Raw genomic sequence first — 22880 nt, 5'->3', positions numbered from 1 at the left:
TTTTTTCCGTGAATCATATATTCTCTGAAATTCTTTGAAAGGATGTGAAAGCACTATGAAGAAATGGGAGACCTGGAAGGTCAACCTCTTAGTGCTTTGGTTCGGGCAATTTTTGGTGAATGCTGGAATGACAATGATTACACCCTTCCTGACCTTGTACCTTGCGAAGGATCTTGGTGTCCAGGGTGAACATGAAATTGGAATCTGGGCGGGACTTATTTTTGCCGCAAACTTCTTAACCTCTTTCATATTCCAGCCATTATGGGGCAAGCTTGCAGACAAATATGGACGCAAAATCATGTTGCTGCGTTCCAGCTTTGGGATGGCTATTGTCATGGTATTAATGGGCTTCGCACAATCCCCTTTACAGCTGCTCCTGCTCCGTCTCTTAAACGGTACAATCTCTGGCTTCAATCCCGCCTCCATCGCACTGGTGTCAGGTACTACCCCCAAAGAACGTATGGGCTTCTCCATGGGATTGATGCAATCAGGATCTGTAGCAGGAACAATTCTAGGGCCACTGATTGGTGGCTTACTTGCCGATTTAATCGGATTTCGGCCGATTTTTTATGTCGTTGGAGCCTTGCTCTTTATCGCCTCTCTGCTGGCATTATTTCTTGTTAAAGAAAAATTCGACCGCGCCGAAGCCGCACAAGAGCCACAGGTTTCTGTACTCGCAGGCTTGAAGGAATTAATCAAAATCCCTCAGCTTCCAGCTCTATTCGGTGTAACCTTTCTGCTGCAATTTGCAATGATTAGTCCTATGGCCTTGTTGCCACTTTATGTAGAAAAATTAAATGGACCCGCTGAGAATATAGCCTTCTTGGCCGGGATGGTCAGTGCCGTTACAGGGATCTCCAATATGCTGGCTTCTCCCTTGCTTGGGAAGCTAAGTGACAAAGTCGGCGCACATCGTATTCTGACCTATGCGTTAATTGGCGCTTCACTCTTCCTAATTCCGCAGGCATTCGTAACTAGTGTCTGGCAGCTGATTATAGTCCGTTTCCTAATGGGAGTCTTCATGGGCGGACTGTTGCCCAGCGTTAATGCGCTTATCCGCTCCTATACCCCTGACGGAAAAGAAAGCCGCGCATTCGGCTTCAACAGCAGTACATTGGCGCTAGGCAATATGCTGGGAGCTATCTTGGGCGGCTTTCTATCAGGTTACATCGGAATTGAGGGGCTCTTCATTATATCCGGCTGCTTGTTGCTGGTTAATACGATTTGGGTTCGATTGAAGCTGTACAAAGTAACAACACCGCGGTTATTTCGCTAATCAGCTATTTGACCATCGCTAGTGCCAGTCCATCATAGGCAGGCAGACATGTACTGATAAGACGTTCATCCGTAGCGATCATCTCATTGAAGTGGCGCACAGCCAGGATGGCAGGACCATTTCTATCTGTATTTAAGGTCCGTCCACGGAGAAAAATATTATCACCCGCAATGATCGCTCCTGGATTGGCCAGCTTGATGGCATATTCCAAGTAGTTAGTGTAGTTCAACTTATCTGCGTCAATGAAAAAGAAATCGAACCTAGCGCCCTCTGCTTCCAGTGCCTTCAGGCTGTCCATTGCGGGTCCTATTCTATACTCCGTAGTATCGCCGAAGCCTGCCAGCTCTAAATTACGTCGGGCAAGCTCAGCATAGTCGGCTCTCAGCTCTAGCGAAGTCAGTGTGCCACTTTCAGAGAAACCGCGGGACAAGCAAATTCCGCTGTAACCGCCAAGTGCGCCAATTTCCAAAATACGCTTAGAGCGAGACAGTCTAACTAGCATGGTGAGCAGTCTTCCGTACCCTGGCTCGACAGACACCGGCGGCATGCCTGCTTGAACGATTGCTTCTTTTACTCGAAGCAGAATTTCGTCCTCTGTATAAAGTTGTTCACTGTATTCTTCTTGCGTAAGCATAAAGATTCTCCTTTGAGGATCCCCCGTTTGCTCATAGTAAGGGATGACGGGGAACATTTTATGATTTATGGAATGCCGGGCATTGTGAAGTGTCCCACATTCCCCTATACTTGTATGGATGCTTTAAAGGACGACAATGTCGTCTCTTCTTATTGTACTGGCTTTTAGTATTTATCTACAAGTTAAACGGAGTTGAGAGTATTTGAGCAAATTACAATTAATCGCTACTGCCCCTATGGGTTTAGAAGCTGTGGTAGCGCGCGAATTAAACGAACTGGGTTATGAGACCAAGGTCGAGAACGGACGAGTATTATTCAGCGGTGATTACATCGATATCTGTCGCTGTAACTTGTGGCTGCGTACATCTGACCGCGTATTGGTTAAAATGGGCCAATTCCCTGCTAAAACCTTTGACGAGTTATTCGAAGGGGTTAAAGCCTTGCCTTGGGAAGATTGGATTCCAGAGAATGGAGAATTCCCGGTTGAAGGACGGTCCCATAAATCACAACTAACGAGTGTACCCGCTTGCCAAGGGATTGTCAAAAAAGCCATCGTCGAGAAGCTGAAGCTTTCGTATCATACAGACTGGTTCCCGGAGAACGGTCCTCGATATGTGATCGAGGTGATTTTATTAAATGATATCGCTTTGATCACATTAGATACCACAGGACCCGCGCTTCACAAACGGGGTTACCGCAGACATGCAACAGAGGCTCCACTGAAGGAAACAATGGCTGCTGCACTAATCCAGCTTAGCCGCTGGAATGGCCATCGGCCCCTGTTCGATCCATGTTGTGGTTCGGGAACACTGTTAATTGAAGCTGCCATGATCGCTTGGAATATTGCTCCAGGACTACGCCGCTCATTTCCATCTGAACATTGGCCAGTCATCCCCAAACATCTTTGGGAAGAGGCGCGCGAAGAAGCTTTCGATGCGGTGCGCGATGATTATCCTTTGCAATTAACAGGTACGGACATTGATCCAGAAGCGATTGAAATTGCTGAAGCTGCCGCCAAGAGTGCTGGACTTTCCGGAGAAATCACCTTCAAAGTGATGGCTGCCGCCAAAGCAAGACCTGAAGGAGAATATGGTTGTATCATTACTAACCCTCCATATGGGGAACGGATCAGTAATGACAAAGAAGTGGAGAAGCTGACCCGCCAGTTTGGTGAAATGATGATATATCTGCCAACATGGTCATTTTTTGCGATCAGCCCTTACAAGGAATTCGAACAATTTTACGGTCGTAAGGCAGACAAACGCCGCAAACTGTATAACGGACGTATCGAGTGTCAATATTATCAATACTTGGGTCCACTTCCACCTAGAAATCCGAAATAATTAGGATCACCATTGCTTTGAATGCAGAACGGACATCTACCTCGTATGAGGAGGGTGTCCGTTTTTCTCCGAGTATAAGACTGTTTTAGTTTAGCGCCTATAACTTTTCGCTCATATATTTCTATGAGAAACGTTTATCATCTGAAAAAGACAACAACATTGTTTATTCTGGTTTTATTTATTTTCTGTGTTAGGAGGTTTTATAATGTCTGACTTTCCATCAATTCGGAGCAACAGAACCGTAACAAGTACAATAGCTGCTGTGATTCGCTCCCGATATATCGGTTATCTCCTTTTTCTTGGCATCATGCTGGCCAAGTTATTATTTCTGCATAGTGGGCTGCATGCTCCCAATATAGATATGAACCGGCAGGACAAATGGATTGCTGTAGGTTCAGTCATGTTATTGTCTTTTTGGACCCTGTGGCTTCCCCGCCGGGGACAGACGATAGCGTTGTTAAGTATAAACTTGCTTCTGACACTGCTTATTTATTCGGATATCGTCTACTATCGTTATTTTCAGGATTTTATCACGGTACCCGTATTGTTTCAGGCTGGACAGATGGATGCGCTTGGTGGAAGTATCTTCGCCCTACTGCGTCCTTCCGATCTTTATTTGTTCGCTGACTGGCTTCTGCTTATTGCCTATGGAATCGGAATAGGGTTCTACCACCGGAAAACCCATACATACTTGTCTAATGCCGCCCCTCGCCGTTATGGGCAATCTCACTCTTATTCTCAAACCGGTTATTCCCGCCGCTCTTCACGCCTGAGCAGGATGCTAAAAAGAAGCGTGAATGGCATCGTTGCTCTGGCGCTAGGTTGCGTGCTAACCTTTGGACCTATACACACCTACGCTACTACCTGGGCTAAAGATCTATTCACTGGCAACTGGTGGAGTCTGGCGATGTATAACGTAACCGGACTAATCGGTTTTCACGGTTATGATATTTACTTATATGCTAAAGATCATCTAGGTCCGCAGCCCGAGCTTTCGCAAGAAGAAGCCACCTCAATGCAGCTCTGGTTCAATAAACAAAACACTGAGCAAAATGCCAATAATGACAGCTTTGGAAAATACAGCGGAAGCAACATCGTTGTTATTCAAGCTGAAGCTTTTATGAACTTTGTAGTTGGACGCTCAATATCCGGCCAGGAGATCACGCCTAATCTGAACGCTCTAATCAAAGAAAACACCTATTTCAGCAATTACTACCATCAGACCTCACAAGGACGAACTTCCGATGCGGATTTCACGTCCAACGCTTCCCTGTACCCGCTGGTCTCCGGCTCGGTATTTGTCCGTTACCCGGATCATCAGTTTGACACGCTGCCTGCTATTTTGAAATCAAAGGGCTACAGTACCAATGCTTTTCATGCGTACGAAGGCAGCTTCTGGAATCGGCAGATTATGTATAACGCGATGGGTTATGACCATTTTTATAACAAAAAAGACTATACAATAGACGAACCTCTAGGCTGGTCTCTGGGTGACAAATCCTTTTTGCGGCAATCCCTCGATATTATGGACACTTCAGAAACGATAAAGCAGCCTTTTTATTCATTTTTGACTACACTATCCAGCCATCATCCTTATTCTCTCCCTGCAGATAAACAAGGGCTTGATACTGGAGAGTTCAAGGGCACGATCTTCGGAGATTATTTGCAGGCTGTTCACTATACGGATGAAGCTTTAGGGGAAATGGTCAAAGAGATGAAGCAGCGTGAGCTGTGGGATAATACCATTGTTGCTTTCTATGGAGATCATGATAATTCGATCCAGGAGACCTCTTATTACGAACAATTTCTCGGCAAAAGCCTTAGCGCACTCGATATGCAGCAAATAATGCATCAGGTACCCTTGCTCATTCATCTGCCAGGCTCTAACGCCTCTGTCCTAGATTCAGCTCCAGCTGGTCAGTTGGATCTTACACCTTCCTTGCTCCATTTGCTGGGGATCTCACGTGATCCTTATTATCTCATGGGCAATAATCTGTTTAGCGGGCATGAGCGTCTTGTAACGCTGCGATCCGGCGCCTATGCCGATGCAAAGCTTTCTTATCTCCCCAGCGAAAATGGGCAATTTGCCAGCGGAACCTGTTATAGTCTCGAAAGCCGGGAAGCCGTTGACGTAGGGGAGTGCAGCATCGGGTATGAGACCAGCAAGCTCCGCCTACAGATCTCCGACGATATCATGAAATATGATGGAATCAAGAAGCTCAAGAACACACAATCTGCACCTTAAGCTTACATCCGGGTAAACGAAGAGACTGCCCAAAAAACTATCGAAAAGGGCTGCTGCGATATCCTCTCTATGTTGGACATTTACCACTTGATCGTTGTTGGAAGCACGTTTGGTTTTCCGACTTAGATACGTAAAGTATCTCACTAACGGACACAGCTGACCCTAAACGCAGCATTATCCGAGATTTGGAATGCTAACGGACTCCAGAGCAGCTATTAGCCTAGAAAACGCCGATATGAGCCTCTTTTTAAGGAATAGCGTCACTGGGGTCCGAAATCTTGCTTTAAAGGCTAAAAACAGGCAAATAACGTCATCTGAGTCCGTAACCCCTGTGGGATGGTTGAATGATAGGATGGTGGGCTCGATGAGACGGTGAGATGGTGGGACGATGAGATGATGAGACGGAGAAATGATGGGATGATGGGCACGATTGAAGTAAGCCGTCAATGGCCAGAAAACGCAGAGCAGCGATCCTCCAAATTAACAGGAGAATCGCTGCTCTGTTTACTTTTACTTATTCTGAGAATGAAGAGGGATCGACCCTATTATCTTAGTTGATAAGAACTCAGTATTATTTCTGAACGGAGGGCTGTTTGATAAAAGCTTCCGCTTTCTTCAACACTTCATCCTCCGTTGGAGCACTCACATAACGACCATTCACATAAACAAAAGCCCGTTTGCCACATGGACCGCAGTACGACTTGCAGCCGACCTTGATCTCGGCATCAGGTGCCATTTTTTGCAGCTTTGGGATAATACTTTTCAACTTCATGAAATTACATTCATCGCACACTTGTATTTCGTTAGCCATGGAGCAACCCTTCTTTGTGTTCGAAATTTACAGGCGAATGTTTAGTGATCGCCGTGATTACCTTTAGAGGGATTCGTAATGACAAAACCTTCTTGTGGAAGATACAAATAATCAACGACCACGCCATCAAGGAGTGGTTGGCTCGGATCAAGAATAACATCGATTTCCTTATCTGTCGATACTACAACATCGTTCTCTTTAGGCGTGTCCAAGTCCAGTCCGTAGTGAGCATGATCACCGTGTGCATGTGTAATTGCTACGCGCAGCTTCAACTCACTGTTTCCTTCCAGCTCCATTTGTTTCTTTATCACTTTAGCCGCATTACGGGTAATTTTGACCTTCATCTATATTCCATCTCCTAGTCCGAAAATTAAATACTCAATTACTTATTTTAAAGGTAAATGACATCTAAAAGCAACTATATTGGCTAATTAGCTCTGAAGTTCTTGTCGAAAATGTGCGGTGCTATCCTTCACCCTGCTGAAGGGTAGGATATTTCCGGCCCATTCGTGACACGAACCAGCCCATTAGCAGCATGGTCACTCCAATATCATCGATCGGAATAAATGGCATGAAGTCCGGCAAGACCCAATAGAGCAATACTGGAATTGTAAATAACAGCTTGTCCCCCATTGCTACTTTAGGGGAGCGGATGTATTGCCAGGAGCTACTGAAGATATGGGACCATTGTTTTAGTGACAGTATTTTTTTCAGTTTCATGGTGACCCTCCTCCCAAGTAAAAAGGATACAGCCGCGGATAACGTGTAGTGACGACAGCGGCCATACCCTATGGTTTATTTTACGCAAGTTTACTGCAAATGTTTCATAATTATTTCACATTGGAAAGGAGCGTTGCTAATATAAGTCCTGTTTCCAGGGCCATATCTTCAAAATCTGCTAGTGGCAGCGGATTTTTGCCAATCCCAAGCTCCACAGTAAATCCAGGTTTGCGGAAGGTCTGAATAAACCAATCCTTATATCCGGCATCACTTCCCGTCAGCTCCACTGCCCGGTAACTGCTCGCAACTGCCAGCTGCGCGGCTAATTCACGGCTCTCGGGAGGCTCATACCCGCGGTAGTTCCAATAAATCTCTCCTCCTTGGCTATGCAGAGACACTGCAGCTTCGCCAGGCGCTTCCTCAGCCAGGGCTGCCAGAGCAGCTGCTTCAGGCTCACTCAGCGGTTCAGGGCCGCTGTAATCCCGCGGTGAGGGCTGCCTTACTCCCCGACGTTCCCGCTCCTCTTCCCAATGAGCGGGAAATTGATCCCCAAGATCCACACCGCGGATGTTAGCTTTCCAATGCCGGAAGCTGCTTCGTCCACCATTCCATCTCATGAGGTCATCATAAAACGGATGGTCAGGCAAAACCCCTTCCTGAACCAGCTCCACACCATCTGGATTAGCCATAGGCACGACCCATAATGTCCAGTTTTGGAACCAAACCTCAGGGTTATGTCCATTCCATTCCAAGCCTTCAGCATAAGCTGCCGCATACTCCTCTATGAAGGACATCAAGCATGGCGAAGTCAGCCATTCATTGGCATGCAAAGCGGCGTTAACATGCAGATGACGAGTGCCGTTCCCTATCTTGAGTACATGGAGTGGCTTGCCGAGTACGCTCGTGCCTATTGTGGCTGCTTGTATAAACGGGTATTGGACAAGCAAGCTGTCAATGTCACTCTCAACATCAGCCGGACCGTACTCCCCGCGCAGAAACACTACGCGGTCTGGAATCGGGGGTGGAATGACAAGTATTTTTCCAGGTGTACAGCAGCGCCCTGAGGTCACACCAGGATTAAGCTTCTCCAAATCCTCTAAATTCACTTTAAATAATGAGGTTATGCGTTCTGGAGTGTCCCCTTCCTGCACAGCATACCTTTTACGCGGCGAAGATGGCAGAAATAAAACCTGGCCTGGGTATAAATAAGACTGCCTCCCAACCCATGGATTACCTTGAATAACATGCTCAGGAGTTAATCCATGTAGAGCGGCAATTCGGCTTACGGTATCTCCCCTGTTTGCAATATATTGTCGCATTAGGTCTCATCCTCTCGGCCTTAAATTGCTGATACAGCAATACAAAAACAGCGGCATACAGCACTTAACTCTATTGTATGCAAGCGCCACTACCCGGCATGAAGGAGAAATGAATCACAAGAAAAAACAACGTCATCGCCCTTTATAGATGGCAACCATTTCTCATGAAAATAAGGATATTACAGATCCGCAGCGTATAAATGCTTATATTTCAAAAAAACAGACTGGGAAATGTGCTTTCCCAGTCTGTTTTTCTTTTTACACTCCCATGGAGTTTGTCCCTATTCAATTCAACATTGCTCCTGCTTATAACGTGGATACTTGCCACACTACTGGAGTACGTCTAATTTGTTCTCCAAGCCAGTCTCGCGCGATGCTTTGAAACATCTCAGCATCACCGCTGCAGAAGAACTGATGAATTGGACTTTCATCGCCGATGGACAGCTTGCCTTTGTCATATAAAATTGTGCTGATCTCACGAGCGGTCTCATCTGCAGAACTGATCAGCTTGACTCCTGATCCCATAGTCTCACCAATGGGTTCTACAAGAAATGGATAATGAGTGCATCCTAAAATTAAAGTATCGATGTTAGTGTCTTTAATGCCTTCGAGTGCCTCTTCTACGATATCGTAACTTTTCTCTGAGCGGAACTTGCCTTGCTCGACAAGTGGGACAAGCGCTGGACAGGCTTGACTTACAACCTCAACAAAAGGGGACAACTGCTTTAATGCGTTAGTATAAGCTCCGCTGTTGATGGTTCCTACCGTACCGATCACGCCGACATGTCCGCTTTTGGTTGCGCTAATTGCTGCGCGGGCTCCGGGATGAATCACCCCAATTACAGGGATGGAGACCTTGGCTGAGATATAATCGAGTGCCGCAGCTGTTGCGGTATTACAAGCGATAACGATCATTTTAGGATTAAACTGGATCAAATAATCTACAATTTGTTCAGTAAACAGTTGTACTTCCTCGGTCGAACGGGGTCCGTACGGAGCTCGGGCAGTATCTCCGAAATAAATGATCTTCTCCCGCGGGAGTTGCCTCATCACTTCTTTGACAACTGTTAACCCTCCCACACCTGAGTCTAATATTGCTATAGCTTGCTGCACGAACACACCGCTTCCTTCTACTTGTTTTGTGTAGCTTATGTAAGGTGAAAACAAAATGTACCTGGCTTTCAGCCCCAATTGCAGATATTACTCCTTTTGCCCTCTTAGTTCAAGACTAGTCTTCTTCCATCATTTAACAAGCGGGTGCAAACTAATTAAAAAAGCCACCCTCCGCCCAATGCGAAAAAGCGGCTCTATTATAAGAGAAGGAGTACTCTTTTACCACTGAAACAGAGGATTTAAACCACGGTCCCATTATAGAATTTCTTTATCAACCTTGTCATCTTGAACGACTTCTTCCAGGCTAACTTCTTCGCTTACATCTTCACTTATAGTGGCCTCAACCAACTCAGTTTCCATTTCCAAAGTGGCAGCAGCCTCTTCAACAGCTTCTACAGCGTCAACTGCTTCTACAGCATCTTCTGTAGCAATACCGCTTACAGTTACTGTGATTTTTTCTTCTTCATCAACAGCATTCGCACATGATTTGCTCCATTCCCGAACTTCATGCACTACATGCCCAATCGAATCTTTTGCTTTGTCATAAATTTCAATGCTCTTGTCTCCGGCTTGAACAGCAATTTCTTGAACCTTCTCAATACCAGCGGCAGTTCCTTCCGCAATATCCTTGCGCAGCTCTTTACCTGGTTTAGGTGCGAACAGCAATGCTGTCACCGATCCAACCACACTGCCGACTAAAGCGCCCCATAATAAGCCTTTGGTGTCCTTTTTCATCGTTTCATCTCTCCTTTAAATTCATTGCTCCCCGCTCTACCGGGCTAATGCCTATATCTGCTATATCATAAGCAGCAGGGGATTGTCTTGTGACTAATTATTATAACTTTTCAGAAGTTTTGTCTGTAACATTTTTGGGTACGATAGCGTAGCGGCAGCAATGGCCGCCCTCTGCCATACATTCATTACGTGTTACCTTAGCATCCAGCAGTTCTTCGAAAAGACTATGCTCACATTGGCAAGCCTTACGATACTGGGTAGCCACTTGGCGAATCGGGCAATTGTACTCCTTTATGACATATGAGCCATCCTCTTCGCGGTTCCATTCTGCCATATATCCACCGGCATTTTGGATGGAAGATAATTCGGCGACGCGTTCTTCCAAATTCCGCCGTTCCATCATCGGAGCATACTGAGCGAGCATTCGGCGGCGGCGTCCTTCAAATAATGTATTAACAGCATCCAGTCCACTGCCGTAATCCAATTCACGCAGAAGCTCCAAAGCCAAGTTGTGATAACTTTTTGGGAAATATTCTTCGGCTCTCTCCGTTAATGAGTACATATGTAAAGGCCGCCCCATCGCTTGCCGGACCACTTTTGTCTTTGCAAGCCCTTCTTGCTCCAGCTGAAGCACATGACGACGGACACCCATCTCTGTAATTCCCAATTCTTCTGCCAGCGCGCCGATGGTCAGTGTTCCTTTCGTCTTCAGGAGCGTCATAATCATTTGTCTTGTCGATCCGTTTTCCTGCCCCATCTTCATCATAAAGGAACCCCTCTCTTTCACGGCTATCGCCTATTCTATGTGATTCTATCCTATGCTATTATAGCGGTACGCTGGCTCCAAGCTCCTGGTCCAAATATTTCCGTACCTCAACGGCAAACTGCTCAAGTACTTCCGAAAGAATGGGGGTAAGTGGATGCAGATCACCTCTCTCCCAGGCATAATAATCCTGAACGAGTGGCTTACGCAGAGCAACTAATTCTATCAATCTCTCATAAATTTCACTTTGACCTAGCACTTTCTCTTCATGAATAATAGAAATTATATCCTCATAACTTCCAGCATCACGCATAATAAACCCGTCAATGAGACAGCTACCAACGTCTGTTACAACCTCTATTGCCAGATGGAGGCAGCGTTCCTGTATTAGTCCAGTTAATGTTGTACCATCCCAGGAAGCTGCTACAGTCCGAAGACCAGCGGTAATATCAGGGATTTGAGCAAGAATGGTTTCGATTTGATTGCGGTTGACATAATACACAGCAATACCCCCATGTCGATAATTGTTAGAGAATCGTCCTAATCTCTACTTACCGCGTTTGCCACGGCGTTTCAGCCAGAAGAACATTACGAAACATGCTCCGAGAAAAACGACTAAATAAGTTAACGCTTCCATTGGATACTCAAGCTCACGCATTCCTGTCACCGCTTCCGGTATAAAATGATGATACTATATTCAAGCAGCTGCTTAAATTTCGTAATCTACAGCAATCGAGAGTTCTTTGACTTCATTAATGTGAGCAATAACTTCTTTATGCGCCGGATGAACCTGATACGCCTGTAAATCCTCTAGAGAAGCCACTTCTGTGACTAGAGCAATATCAAAGGAACGATCGGAATGAATGATGTCAGCACCCACCTCGATGGAGAGAAGCTGCGGGATCTTACCTTCCATATTACGCAGTACCGCTACCGTTGCCGCTACGCTTTCTTCGGACCGATCTTTTAATTTGAAAAACACAATATGTTTGATCATTCTATATCGCTCCCTAATGTAATATTGTAATTAGATATTAAAAATATATCATAAGCGTAGCTGTTCTGAAAGAAACTTAAACGGTGTTGTCAGAAATAGCAGCATTAACCATTGCCGATATACCAGAAAGTGTTGTAGTATATTTTTAAAAAATCGGAGGAATTATGCCTAATAACCAACAAGAAACTCATAATATCCAGGCGTGGTCTCTGATCAATCGCAAATACCTTGGACAAGGCGTTCGAGTCAAAAGATTTCGCCGTCCAAAGCGCAGCCAGATTAGAAACCGTGTGCTGCTTGCTGTATTGATGGCTAAGGATATCAAGCTGTCACGACTCGCAGAAGAGCTTGGTATATCCTCACGCAGTGTAAGCGCTTGGGTATACGAAGGTCGTATCCCTTCCAACAATAACATTGACAAGACCTGCCGCCTATTGGGGTACCCACCCCACATTCTGTTCAATGAAGCGTTGATTCGTCAAAGCCCCATTGTATGTCAGCCTACACCTTCACGTTTTATGAAAAGAAGTATTACCAGTTCACCGCGCAGCAATGTTATCCTGACCGGACTTTGTATGGTTTACGATTTCTCAGTAACGGATGTAAGTATCTGGATAGGCGTCCATCCTGGAACATTTCGAAAATGGCTCCACAACAGCCATCTGCCGACCCCTGCTCTGCAGGAAAAAGCCGAAGCTTTCTTTCGGATTCCACGCCATATTCTATTTGCAGACTGCGGAACGCTCTAATACAATCCTCTCACAAAACACGTCTAACACAGCCCTTCTTCAAGAAATCATGAGAAGGGTTATTTGCCATACCTTTTTTTCTTAAAAAGAGGTCATACTACTGTGTGTAAATATATTGTCTAGTACTAAAGAACGGGTCAGGAGGCGCAAGATGAAACTTAACGGAATTCTGTCAAAGGGCTATACCGATACTTGGAAAGTGGCCCCTGGTGTCATTGGACTTCGCACTATGTTTGTAAATGTCGCATTAATTGGCCAGCCCTCTTCGGATTGGGTTCTTGTAGATACTGGTCTTAGCTCATATACAGGCAATATTATTGATTTTGCTACGGAGCATTATGATAAACCTCCGGTGGCAATTATCCTGACGCATGGGCATTTTGACCATATTGGGGGTGTAAAAAGGCTTGTTGAGGAATGGAATGTGCCTGTATATGCTCATCCGCTAGAACTACCTTTTCTGACAGGTAAAGAAGACTACCCTCCAGCCGATCCGGCCGTAGGCGGCGGGCTTATGAGCATGATTTCCCCTTTATTTTCACATCAAAGCATTGACCTTGGTTCAGCCGTTCATCCCTTGCCGGAAGACAGGACTGTCCCTGGTGCGAAGGGCTGGGAATGGATCCATACCCCTGGACATAGTCCCGGACATATCTCCCTGTTCAGGCCTGAGGATAGAGTTCTGATCGCAGGTGATACGTTCCTTACGGTCAAACAGGAATCTGTATTTGCAGTGGCTACGCAGCATCAGGTGGTGCATGGCCCACCCTCTTATTTCACGACAGACTGGGAAGCTGCTGAGAAATCGGTCCGTACCCTTGCCTTGCTGAATCCACATCTTGTTCTTTCGGGACATGGAGTACCCATGGAAGGTGAGGAGCTGTCTACTCAGCTTGCTCATTTGTGCAAAAATTTCAAAGAAATGGCGCTACCGGGTCAAGGTAAATTTGTGTAAAAAAGGTACTCCTGATCAGCGCACAGAGGTCTAGGGAAAAAGTCCCTATAATTCATTTGATATAGCCGATTCTACGGATATTCAACGAAATTATAGGGAGTTCCTCCCTAAATTACTTGCTTAGTGCAGATTTACGTGCGACGATATATCTCAGTATGTATTGATGTTTTTTTCCAAGCGGCCCACATAAAGTCTCCACACATGAGCCGGTCGTAATTATTTTCGTACCTGCAAAATGTTGTCTTAAATCTTCTTCACTAAAAAAATGGGCGTATTTTCCCTCTTTGTATTCGTAGGTTCCCGGTTCCAAAAGTGTTCCACAGCCGTTGTTCGCATCCTCATCGGAAAAACTGGTAAAATAGAGCAAGCCATCCGGCCGCAGCTGTTCCAGACAATTAGCTACGAGCCTGCGGCGATCCTCTTCGAGAAATAAATGCAATACGTCATAGCAGTAGACAGCATCAACCTGTACTTCAGAAATAGGATCTAATACGGAACCTGAGATAAAATGGCTCTTGGGATCCCATTCTGCCGCCATCTTTAACGCGTCCTCGCTCAACTCAATGCCTAAGGTCTTAAACTCATCTGAGAACACCTTCGTATTTCTTCCGTATCCCGCACCCGGGACTAAAACTGATTTCACGTTATGTTGCCGGAATATATCCCTTGCTGCCTGAGCTGTAGGACTAGGTTCACTCCCCCAGATCATTCCTTCCTGAGCAAATCTTCGACTCCAGTATTCGGACATAGATTAGACCTTCTTTTTAAATTTATTCGCTAATTTCATCGCAAGGAACTGAGGGATCAGGTTTAGCATACTAAAAAATATAAACGATCCTGTAGGTCCAAGTGGTTTGAAAAACGTCCCGTCCCAACCGCCTTCCCCTGACAAGTTGCTAATAAAATAATAAGAGACAAATGCAGAAGCAATATTCCCAATGACTATAGCAATTATATTATTAGACCATTTTCCCAAAAAAGCTATTAGTGATGTTATGATGATCATCATTAAATAACCAACCATTGAACCATTATTGAAATCTTTATCCATCGCGAAATAGACAAATGGAAAACAGTACACAATAATGATCAGGAGATTCAATCCTAATTTTCTCACCGCATCCCCTCCTCAGCTAGTTTTTCACTCTATACCAATACTGATAGATCTCCTTAAAACCCAGCTTGTCATACAAGGCTGAAGCCCCCGTATTCGCTTGCACAACTTGCAGAAAGGAAGTCGTTGCTCCCTTTGCTCTACCCCAATTAAGCAACGCTAGCAGCAGCTGTTCCGCCATTCTCTTTCTACGATGAGCAGGGGAAGTGACAATATCATACAGACCCAAGTACCCGTTCTGAATCACACCAAGACCGCAGGCGACAGGAACACCATGATTAAACAACAGGACATAACCCTGCTGCAAATGTGATGCAGACAACATTCTAGTTAAGGTTTCCCGGTTCTTATCAGACAAGCCGGTAAGCTCACTGAAGGTGTGCAGCCACTCTTCAGTCAAGCTCTCCTGTATCTGAACCGTATAACGCAGATCGGGGCTCGCTAAGTCCCCCAGATCAAGAAGCCTTACAGATGAAGGCTCGGCAATTGTATAGCCACGCTCTGCAAGAATCTCATCAAGCTTTGGCGGCAGGATGTAGGGGGTTATTTTGAACACGGACTGTAGTCCAGCATGCTCATAATACCGCTCCGCAAGCTTGATTTGTTCTGTGAGTTCAACCTGAGAGCTGTCAGCCCCGTATAATGGATTGACCGAATTGGCCCTTTTTGTATAACCAGCTGCCGAACGTAGAATCCAGCCCTGCAGGAGAACGCTTTGCTCCGCCGGCCAAGTATTAAGTGTGATTTCTTCTATGAATTTATACAGCTTAATCCGCTCCTTTTGAAGCACGTTTGTTACGCATCGCAGGCAGTAATTTCACAGCTCCCTCCCCTTGGGAGGTGAAATAGTCATATTCGGGAGACTCTTTGCCATAGAGAGCTATTTTCCCCTCACCGTTATAATGAACACCCCAACCAAAACGCTTCGGCAACAGTGAAGCCCTTAGACAAGGATGATTTTTGGAAAATAGTTCGTTCCATATTTCTTCCTTACGGGCCAAACGTTCTTCCTGTGGAATTTGTTTATGGCGCACATGAACCTCGTACAGAAGTTCTTCATGATTGTATTTGTAGGGCTCATTGATTAACAGTTCATATTGAATCACATGTGCAGGCGGGAGCGTTCGGCAAGACATCGGAGGAACTCCTATTTCCTCAGGACAGTCCTCTGCTACACGAATAAAAGTATGGGTATAGCTCATTTGCATCACCTCCATCTTAAATAGAAATATATTCCTTCTATGATAAATCATTTTCCTATTCTAAGCATAGCCGAATTTTCTAAAGCCCATGATGGATGAACAGCAAAAACGGCCAATCCTCTAAACTACGGAGGATTAGCCGTTCTCATTTACCAACTCGACTTGGTAATGCCCGGAATCTGACCTTTATGCGCCAATTCGCGGAATACAATTCGGGAAACATTAAATTTCCGCAAATAGCCTCGAGGTCTGCCAGACACTTGGCATCTATTTTTTTGACGAGTTGCGGAGGAATCACGTGGCAGCTTTTGCAAAGCCATATAGTCCCCCTGTTCCTTTAGTTCTTTTCTTTTAACAGCGTATTTGGCGACTAGTGCTTGTCTCTTCAATTCTTTCACAACTTTAGATTTCTTGGCCATGTTCGTTCTCCTTCCATCCTTTAAATCTACTCGTTCAATGCACTCTTCAAGGCTTCCAGGTTCTGACGCATGATTCCTAAATAATCCAGGTTTTGACTGCGATCTTCCTCTGTTAATCCTTCAATTGGGTTTAGAACGGCTGCTTTGGCACCAATCTCTTTTGCTATTGTGTCTGCCACACTGGAGGATACAAGTGTCTCGAAGAAAATCGTCTTCACTTTATGCTCTTTCGCAAACTCCACAATCTTACTCATATTTGCGGCAGAAGGCTCCTGCTCCGGAGATAGTCCGGCAATCGGGACCTGAGTTAATCCATACTGCTTGGCAAGGTATCCAAAAGCCGCATGCTGAGTAATAAAATCCTTGCGTTTAGTATCCTTAAGACCGTCCTTAAATTCTTGATCCAGTTGCTCCAGCTTAGCTACATAAGCATCTGCATTTGTCTTAAAATCCTCGGCATGTTCAGGTGCGGCAGCAGCTAAAGCTGCTTCAATGTTACGCACTTCTTGAATGGCTAATGTAGGATTGAGCCACACATGCGGATCTAATCCACCGTGATCATGCGAATGCTCTTCATGAGCATGCTCTCCTTCTTCATGAACATGTTCCCCTTCTTCATGAACATGCTCCCCTTCTTCATGGTGGTGGTCAGCCTCTTCCTCTTCCGTGCCTTCCATGATGTCCAGACCTATGCTCGCTTCTACAGTAATTAACGGAGTGCCAGATACACTTTCCAGCACCTGATCTACCCAGCCTTCCATTCCTGCGCCATTATAGATCAGCATATCCGCATCTGAGATTTCTGCCATATCTTTTGCTGTCGGTTCCCAATCATGGGGTTCGATTCCTGCCGGTATGAGTGCTTCCACGTCCGCCAGATCTCCTGCCACATTTTTGGTAAACTCGTAAATAGGATAGAAACTGACTTTAATATTTAATTTAGATGACTCCGGAAGGGCTGTAGCTTCTGCGGCTCCAGAAGCATTCGTAGTAGTAGAAGAATTAACAGCATTATTACCGCAACCGGCGGAAATAAGTAACGCGGACAGGGACAAAATGGCTAAATGATGGATTCTAAATTTCATTGAGAGGTGTAACTCCTTTACTGGAAATAGTTTTATGAATTCGCCGACGATTTCTTAGTCGGATCAGCTTCTGTACCAAAATTGCGATTAATAAGAACGATAGCAGTATAAGAGCAATCGTCCCACCAGGCGGTGTATTGATGTAATACGAGGCACTTAGGCCACTAAAAACGCCGAGTAATCCTACGCCGATTGAGATCAATATAGCTGTCGTAAAACCAGACGCTATACGCAAAGCAATCGAAGCTGGCAAAACAATAAGCGCTGAGACTAACAGCACTCCAACAACTGGCATCGCAGCAGCGACTGTCATTCCAGTTAGTACAGCAAACGAAAATGATAACCAGCCCACATGAACTCCACTGATACTAGCGGTCTCTTCATCAAAGGTCAGATTATATAAGGATCTGCGTAACACAATAAAATAGATCAGACCGATTACAGCAACCACAGCGATAATCTTTAGTTGAGTGTCGCTGACCGCAACGATGGAACCAAACAGATAGGAACTGAAGCTTTTACTTAAATTCTGCTTTAAGCTCATAAGTACAACTGCCAATGCTAATCCAGAGGTCATAATAATCGCTACCGGAAGCTCGCTATATGTACGATAAGAACGTCGAAGCTGTTCGATGACAATACCACCGAGAATCGCTACCATGAAGCCACTTAGTGCCGGATTAAGCTGTAGTATTGAGCCTAGTGCTACTCCTGCAAGCGAAACATGAGATAGGGTATCCGCCATTAGGACCTGACGGCGAAGCATGAGATATACCCCGAGTAGCGGACCGATAATACCAATTAATCCACCGGCCCAAAATGCACGTTGCATGAATTCGTAACTAAACATTGCCAACCCTCATTCTCCTTTCGTTCCAGGCTGATCAACGTATCCAGATAGGAGCTGGTCTCTTCCAGGCCATGCGTCACCATGATTACGGTCCGGCCGTGTTCACTGACATCATGGCGCATCAGCTTATAGAACCCAATACGACTGTCCAGATCCATCCCCGTAGTAGGTTCATCGAGAACCAATATCTGCGGCTGTTGTGCCAATGCTCGAGCGATGCAAATCCGCTGCTTCTGGCCGCCTGACAGTTCTCCTATCTTCCGGTCTCGCAAATGCCACATCTCCACCTGCTTTAAACTTCGCTCAACGATCTCGTCCTGCTCAGGTGTAAAGCGTCTAAATAATCCAAGCCTTGGATAACAACCCGAGCGAACCAGTTCGATCACCTTACTTGGGAACCCTGCGTTAAAAGAAGCTACCTGCTGTGGAACGTAGCCGATAACCATCTTTCCGTTATCTGATAACTCTTTATTCAACTGAACCGTTCCACTCCATGGACGAAGCAGGCCGAGCATTAGCTTCAGCAGGGTGGTTTTAGCAGCACCATTGGGTCCCGTTATACCAATAAACTGTCCGATATGAATATCTAATGAGATATCATCAAGAACAGGTTCATCCCCATACCCGAACACTACATTCCGCATGGATGATAGGATCATCATGCCTCGCCTCCCTTCTGACTGATATTATGTCCAACCCAGATTAAATCGTAAGTTTTACGATTTAACAAATTTGATAATATCGTAATCATTACGATTTGTAAACCCAAAACTGAAAATTAATCGTAATAATAACTATTAGTCCTTTTTCGAATACAACAAAAATCCGGAATCCCACCTTCTGGATTCCGGATTTCCACCGTTAATTTACTAAGTATCTATTCCTCAGCAGCCGCAAGGAGTTCTTCAACAGGCCACGGAAGTGGATTGTTGAACTTTGTCCAATCCTGCTTCAGCTCCTCCGCTGTCAGCAGACATCTGTCCAATCTGGCTTCGAGTTGTGCCTGATCTATATTTACACCGATAAATACGATTTCATTTATTCTATCGCCCCACTGCTCGTCCCATTTTGCCCGCAGCTCAGGTTCGCTTTCCAGCACCTCCAACTGCTGATCCTTAGGCATTGTAGCCAACCAGTAACCAGCAGGTCCGAACTGAATGGAAGGTCCTGCCTGACTTACAGTAGCTGCAAGATCACCTTTTGCCGCTACCCATGCCACCCCTTTTGCCCGAACGACCTCTTCCGGCCAGTTGCTAAAGAAAAAACTTAATCTTTGCGGGTGGAACGGTGTTCTCCGGCGATAGACGAAAGAAGAAATCCCGTATTCCTCCGTCTCAGGGGTATGGGTCTCTTTATTCAGCTCCGCGATCCAACCAGAGGATAAGCTTGTTTTCTCAAAATCAAACAATCCGGTATTTAGAATTTCCTTTGGATCTACTACGCCGTTAATTGTACGGATCAGCTTAGCAGACGGCTGAAGCTTACGCAGCACAGCTTCAAGCTTATTGAGTTCATCTTCTTTCAACAGATCGCACTTATTAAGCAGCAAGACATCACAAGTTTCGATCTGATCAATAAGCAGATCCACAATATCGCGGAAATCCCCTTCTCCAGCCGTTTGGTTGCGGTCCATCAGACTATCACCTGAGGAGAAGTCATGCCAGAAACGCCCAGCATCCACAACAGTCACCATCGTGTCTAATTGAGCAAGCGAAGTCAGATCAATATCCAACTCGGGATTGGCATAGGTAAAGGTCTGTGCTACTGGTACAGGTTCGCTAATGCCTGAGGATTCAATCAGGATGTAATCAAATCGCCCTTCCGCAGCCAGTTTTTGTACTTCGACAATCAAATCATCACGAAGTGTACAACAGATGCAACCATTGGACATCTCAACCAATTTCTCTTCAGTCCTGGAAAGCGTATTTCCGGACTTCACCAGATTCGCATCCACATTCACTTCACTCATGTCATTTACAATAACAGCTACTTTAAGACCGTCACGGTTGTGCAGAATATGATTCAACAATGTTGTTTTCCCAGAGCCCAAATATCCACTGAGCACGGTAACAGGGAGCTTTTTCAACTATACCACTCCTATCGTTTATAAAATCAAGATTAAAAACATCCGCCCTTAACGGGTTTCGCGATGTAAGGTTACTCTCTTTAGGCGTGGACAATATTTTTTCATTTCCATACGCCCTGGATGATTTCGTTTATTCTTGGTAGTGGTATAGTTGCGATCTCCTGTCTCCGTACATGCCAGAGTTATGATTACTCTCATCGTTTCCATCTCCTTTTGATTAAATCGTAATAATTACGATTAACACATCGTACACGGTTTATTCACAATCTGTCAACTATGATCTTGTAAAAATTTCAACTCTCTTAATTTTGTGGTCTTTCTGGTGGACAAATTACGTATAGATGGAATTATAAAAAATATGATTCTTGTAATTCCTAGAGAATCAGGCAGGAGTGGAGATCATGAAGATACCAGTAATTATTTTGAGCGGGTTTCTGGGGAGCGGGAAGACAACTCTGCTGTTGTCCCTGCTGAAAGAGAGCAAGGTAAGAGGGCTGAATCCAGGAGTAGTAATGAATGAACTGGGCAAACGAGATGTGGACGGCTATATTTTGCAGGAGCATACCGGTACAGCTGTAACTAAACTGCTGGACGGATGCGTATGTTGTAGCCGTAAAGAGGATTTGGCAGATAGCCTGATGGTGCTGCTGAGAGGACGTCCAGATGCCATTTATATGGAGTTGACCGGCGTCGCCGATCCTGAAGAAATCGCCAAAACGTTGCAGGAAACTCCTCTACAGGATCTGGTGGAGCTGCACTATACCATCACTCTGTTAGATGCGGAAAATGCTCTGGAATATAACAGCAGACTCTCCTCTGACAAACAGCTCGTTCGGACCCTGCGTAAGCAGCTTTCCACAGCTGATCTTATTGTCGTTAATAAAAGTGATCTCGTAGAACCGGAAACCTTATGGCGAATTGAAAAGGGAGTTCGTAAACAAAATACGGAGGCTGAAATTGTATACACCCATTACAGCGAAATCAACCTGTCTCCGATATTGTCAGGAATTATCCCACGTAAAATCATAGCTCCGGCTCCACAGCGAGCGCCTCAAACCTTCAAAGGAGCATCATTGAAACAAATGCATTCAGAGCATGGGGGAACCGCTGTAAAAGAGCTGCATGAGGAGCAGCATGCTTCTTTCTCGCAGGTAACAGCCATCACGTTAACCATTCCGCAGGTAAGGACAACAATGCCTTCTAAAGAACGCCTAGAGGCTTTCTTTCAAGAATGGGGTGACAACCTATTACGTGCCAAGGGGCATATTCTTTTGTCCGAACAGGAGCCGGTTCAGCTTGTTCAATATGCGGGGATGCGTACTACCTGGGAAGCCTCTCGTTATCCTGGTATGCCATATGTGGTGTTCATCGGGATGAATATAGATGAAGAACAGCTGGCAGATCGGTGGTCCGCCTTATTCGAGTTTTGACTACCTTTTCACCATTAAAGATACTGCCGTTGCTCCTCCCGATCTCGTTCCTGATTATCATTGGTTTTGTATGGCTGCCGTATCATCTGGAACTGTTGGATAATGCGTACATCGACACCTTCAAAACCGCTTTTATCGGCATATTGCTGGAAGCCTTGCCGTTTGTATTAGCAGGAGCATTGTTATCTTCACTGCTTCGCGTCTTTATCCCGGATGAAATGATTTCTCGGTGGATTCCGCGGCGACCTCTTCCGGCCATTCTGTTCGCATGTCTGCTCGGAATTATTTTCCCGGTCTGCGAATGTGGAATGATCCCACTCGTCCGCCGGCTTATCCATAAAGGTATGCCTGTTTACGTGGCTATCGTCTTTATTTTGTCCGGACCGATCCTAAATCCTGTCGTCTATGGGGCGACCATGACAGCATTTCGCAGCCACTCGGAGCTGGCCTATGCCCGTATGGGTCTGGCGTTTGTTGTAGCCTGTCTCATAGGCTTGATAATCTACGCAACGGTCAAAAAATCTCCCATCCGCCTAAATGTTCAGCGTGAAACGGGGGAAGCTCATCAGAATAATTCTCGCGGGGGAAAAATAGCCGCTGTCTTCGTCCATACCTCAGATGAGTTTTTTGAGATGGGGAAATATTTAATTATCGGCTGCTTGTTAACCGCTGGTATTCAGACATTTATGGTTCAAGACAGTCTGGCCGCGATCGGAGCTAAGCCGCTGGGGTCATATTTCTTCATGATGGGACTGGCATTTGTGCTCTCGCTCTGCTCCACCTCAGATGCCTTTGTAGCTTCCACCTTCGTACATTCTTTTCCATCTGGGGCTCTGCTCGCTTTTATGGTATTCGGACCCATGCTGGATTTCAAAAATTCATTGATGTTGCTCTCGCTGTTTAAGACCAAATTCGCTCTTTATTTGTTCTTTCTGATCTTCGCAAGCGTGTTTGTTGGGGCGGTATTCATGTCCTTGTGGCTGTAATTCATAGAGGTGGTAAGCTGTTGCTTACAACATGGGTAGGAGGATAGAG

The 22880-nt window shown here is 45.4% G+C and carries 28 protein-coding genes; 8 read left to right on the top strand and 20 right to left on the bottom strand.

The window, feature by feature from the left end; genetic code table 11:
• Positions 1 to 55: 55 nt before the first annotated feature.
• A complete protein-coding gene (locus MHI25_RS10850; protein WP_038569803.1) occupies positions 56 to 1276 on the top strand; it encodes an MFS transporter in 1221 nt (406 codons plus the stop codon).
• A 4-nt stretch (positions 1277 to 1280) separates the two neighbouring features.
• Here the strand turns inward: MHI25_RS10850 and MHI25_RS10845 are convergent, their stop codons facing one another.
• Positions 1281 to 1910, bottom strand: coding sequence for an O-methyltransferase (locus MHI25_RS10845; protein WP_076191324.1), 630 nt, complete (start codon positions 1908 to 1910; stop codon positions 1281 to 1283).
• 202 nt (positions 1911 to 2112) lie between these two features.
• Here MHI25_RS10845 and MHI25_RS10840 point away from each other — a divergent pair, with 202 nt between their 5' ends.
• From MHI25_RS10840 to MHI25_RS10830, 3 genes are all read left to right on the top strand, one after another.
• The gene (locus MHI25_RS10840; protein ID WP_036689227.1) at positions 2113 to 3252 is read left to right on the top strand and encodes a class I SAM-dependent RNA methyltransferase; all 1140 of its coding nucleotides are present in this window, start codon (positions 2113 to 2115) and stop codon (positions 3250 to 3252) included.
• Positions 3253 to 3457: 205 nt separating this feature from the next.
• Complete coding sequence (locus MHI25_RS10835) at positions 3458 to 5497, top strand: LTA synthase family protein (protein ID WP_340395398.1); 2040 nt, start codon at positions 3458 to 3460, stop codon at positions 5495 to 5497.
• A 393-nt stretch (positions 5498 to 5890) separates the two neighbouring features.
• The gene (locus tag MHI25_RS10830; RefSeq protein ID WP_175617317.1) at positions 5891 to 6055 is read left to right on the top strand and encodes a hypothetical protein; all 165 of its coding nucleotides are present in this window, start codon (positions 5891 to 5893) and stop codon (positions 6053 to 6055) included.
• A gap of 13 nt (positions 6056 to 6068) precedes the next feature.
• Here MHI25_RS10830 and MHI25_RS10825 read toward each other — a convergent pair whose 3' ends face one another.
• From MHI25_RS10825 to MHI25_RS10785, 9 genes are all read right to left on the bottom strand, one after another.
• Positions 6069 to 6308, bottom strand: a complete 240-nt coding sequence (locus MHI25_RS10825; RefSeq protein ID WP_036689224.1) for a DUF1450 domain-containing protein — start codon at positions 6306 to 6308, stop codon at positions 6069 to 6071.
• A 41-nt stretch (positions 6309 to 6349) separates the two neighbouring features.
• Positions 6350 to 6652 (bottom strand): heme biosynthesis protein HemY, encoded by a 303-nt coding sequence (locus MHI25_RS10820; protein ID WP_036689223.1) that lies wholly within the window; start codon positions 6650 to 6652, stop codon positions 6350 to 6352.
• A 121-nt stretch (positions 6653 to 6773) separates the two neighbouring features.
• On the bottom strand, positions 6774 to 7028 hold the full coding sequence (locus MHI25_RS10815; protein ID WP_076125091.1) for a hypothetical protein: 255 nt from the start codon (positions 7026 to 7028) through the stop codon (positions 6774 to 6776).
• A gap of 110 nt (positions 7029 to 7138) precedes the next feature.
• Complete coding sequence (locus tag MHI25_RS10810; protein WP_340034274.1) at positions 7139 to 8347, bottom strand: M14 family metallopeptidase; 1209 nt, start codon at positions 8345 to 8347, stop codon at positions 7139 to 7141.
• 306 nt (positions 8348 to 8653) lie between these two features.
• A complete protein-coding gene (gene racE / locus MHI25_RS10805; RefSeq protein ID WP_036689641.1) occupies positions 8654 to 9460 on the bottom strand; it encodes a glutamate racemase in 807 nt (268 codons plus the stop codon).
• A 255-nt stretch (positions 9461 to 9715) separates the two neighbouring features.
• Positions 9716 to 10195 carry a YtxH domain-containing protein gene (locus tag MHI25_RS10800; protein WP_076301228.1) on the bottom strand — a complete coding sequence of 160 codons (480 nt, stop codon included), beginning with the start codon at positions 10193 to 10195 and terminating at the stop codon, positions 9716 to 9718.
• 100 nt (positions 10196 to 10295) lie between these two features.
• Positions 10296 to 10961: a metalloregulator ArsR/SmtB family transcription factor gene (locus MHI25_RS10795; RefSeq protein WP_076184345.1), complete on the bottom strand. Its 666-nt coding sequence runs from the start codon at positions 10959 to 10961 to the stop codon at positions 10296 to 10298.
• A gap of 58 nt (positions 10962 to 11019) precedes the next feature.
• Positions 11020 to 11460: a HepT-like ribonuclease domain-containing protein gene (locus MHI25_RS10790; RefSeq protein WP_076184344.1), complete on the bottom strand. Its 441-nt coding sequence runs from the start codon at positions 11458 to 11460 to the stop codon at positions 11020 to 11022.
• Positions 11461 to 11667: 207 nt separating this feature from the next.
• The gene (locus tag MHI25_RS10785) at positions 11668 to 11955 is read right to left on the bottom strand and encodes a Dabb family protein (RefSeq protein ID WP_036689213.1); all 288 of its coding nucleotides are present in this window, start codon (positions 11953 to 11955) and stop codon (positions 11668 to 11670) included.
• A 164-nt stretch (positions 11956 to 12119) separates the two neighbouring features.
• On the opposite strand from MHI25_RS10785, the gene MHI25_RS10780 reads away from it, so the two are divergent.
• Positions 12120 to 12704 carry a helix-turn-helix transcriptional regulator gene (locus tag MHI25_RS10780; protein ID WP_036679391.1) on the top strand — a complete coding sequence of 195 codons (585 nt, stop codon included), beginning with the start codon at positions 12120 to 12122 and terminating at the stop codon, positions 12702 to 12704.
• 151 nt (positions 12705 to 12855) lie between these two features.
• Positions 12856 to 13659, top strand: a complete 804-nt coding sequence (locus MHI25_RS10775) for an MBL fold metallo-hydrolase (RefSeq protein ID WP_340395397.1) — start codon at positions 12856 to 12858, stop codon at positions 13657 to 13659.
• Between the two features lie 112 nt (positions 13660 to 13771).
• Here the strand turns inward: MHI25_RS10775 and MHI25_RS10770 are convergent, their stop codons facing one another.
• The 10 genes from MHI25_RS10770 to rpmG all read right to left on the bottom strand — a co-directional run bounded on the left by MHI25_RS10770 (position 13772) and on the right by rpmG (position 20613).
• Positions 13772 to 14407, bottom strand: coding sequence for a class I SAM-dependent methyltransferase (locus MHI25_RS10770; RefSeq protein WP_076125081.1), 636 nt, complete (start codon positions 14405 to 14407; stop codon positions 13772 to 13774).
• Between the two features lie 3 nt (positions 14408 to 14410).
• Positions 14411 to 14776 carry a hypothetical protein gene (locus MHI25_RS10765; protein WP_076280977.1) on the bottom strand — a complete coding sequence of 122 codons (366 nt, stop codon included), beginning with the start codon at positions 14774 to 14776 and terminating at the stop codon, positions 14411 to 14413.
• 16 nt (positions 14777 to 14792) lie between these two features.
• A complete protein-coding gene (locus tag MHI25_RS10760) occupies positions 14793 to 15563 on the bottom strand; it encodes a GNAT family N-acetyltransferase (protein ID WP_081388288.1) in 771 nt (256 codons plus the stop codon).
• On the bottom strand, positions 15541 to 15975 hold the full coding sequence (locus tag MHI25_RS10755) for a DUF6157 family protein (RefSeq protein WP_340395396.1): 435 nt from the start codon (positions 15973 to 15975) through the stop codon (positions 15541 to 15543). Before MHI25_RS10755 ends, MHI25_RS10760 begins: the two co-directional genes overlap by 23 nt.
• A gap of 149 nt (positions 15976 to 16124) precedes the next feature.
• Entirely contained in the window at positions 16125 to 16394 is a 270-nt protein-coding gene (gene rpsN, locus MHI25_RS10750; RefSeq protein WP_038569786.1) for a 30S ribosomal protein S14, read from the bottom strand.
• Positions 16395 to 16420: 26 nt separating this feature from the next.
• Positions 16421 to 17479 carry a metal ABC transporter substrate-binding protein gene (locus MHI25_RS10745; protein ID WP_340395395.1) on the bottom strand — a complete coding sequence of 353 codons (1059 nt, stop codon included), beginning with the start codon at positions 17477 to 17479 and terminating at the stop codon, positions 16421 to 16423.
• Positions 17469 to 18335 (bottom strand): metal ABC transporter permease, encoded by an 867-nt coding sequence (locus MHI25_RS10740; protein WP_076125073.1) that lies wholly within the window; start codon positions 18333 to 18335, stop codon positions 17469 to 17471. Before MHI25_RS10740 ends, MHI25_RS10745 begins: the two co-directional genes overlap by 11 nt.
• A complete protein-coding gene (locus MHI25_RS10735) occupies positions 18281 to 18988 on the bottom strand; it encodes a metal ABC transporter ATP-binding protein (protein WP_076184339.1) in 708 nt (235 codons plus the stop codon). Before MHI25_RS10735 ends, MHI25_RS10740 begins: the two co-directional genes overlap by 55 nt.
• A 218-nt stretch (positions 18989 to 19206) precedes the next feature.
• Positions 19207 to 20415, bottom strand: a complete 1209-nt coding sequence (locus tag MHI25_RS10730) for a GTP-binding protein (RefSeq protein ID WP_076125069.1) — start codon at positions 20413 to 20415, stop codon at positions 19207 to 19209.
• 48 nt (positions 20416 to 20463) lie between these two features.
• On the bottom strand, positions 20464 to 20613 hold the full coding sequence (gene rpmG, locus MHI25_RS10725; RefSeq protein ID WP_076098468.1) for a 50S ribosomal protein L33: 150 nt from the start codon (positions 20611 to 20613) through the stop codon (positions 20464 to 20466).
• A gap of 203 nt (positions 20614 to 20816) precedes the next feature.
• On the opposite strand from rpmG, the gene MHI25_RS10720 reads away from it, so the two are divergent.
• Positions 20817 to 21845 carry a GTP-binding protein gene (locus MHI25_RS10720; protein ID WP_036679372.1) on the top strand — a complete coding sequence of 343 codons (1029 nt, stop codon included), beginning with the start codon at positions 20817 to 20819 and terminating at the stop codon, positions 21843 to 21845.
• Positions 21842 to 22831, top strand: a complete 990-nt coding sequence (locus tag MHI25_RS10715) for a permease (protein WP_248549273.1) — start codon at positions 21842 to 21844, stop codon at positions 22829 to 22831. The genes MHI25_RS10720 and MHI25_RS10715 overlap by 4 nt, the downstream gene beginning before the upstream one ends.
• Positions 22832 to 22880: the final 49 nt, after the last annotated feature.

The organism is Paenibacillus sp. FSL E2-0177, assembly GCF_037992975.1.
GTDB classification, from domain to species: Bacteria; Bacillota; Bacilli; order Paenibacillales; family Paenibacillaceae; genus Paenibacillus_AQ; species Paenibacillus_AQ odorifer.
This window is presented reverse-complemented; position numbering and strand designations above follow the sequence as displayed.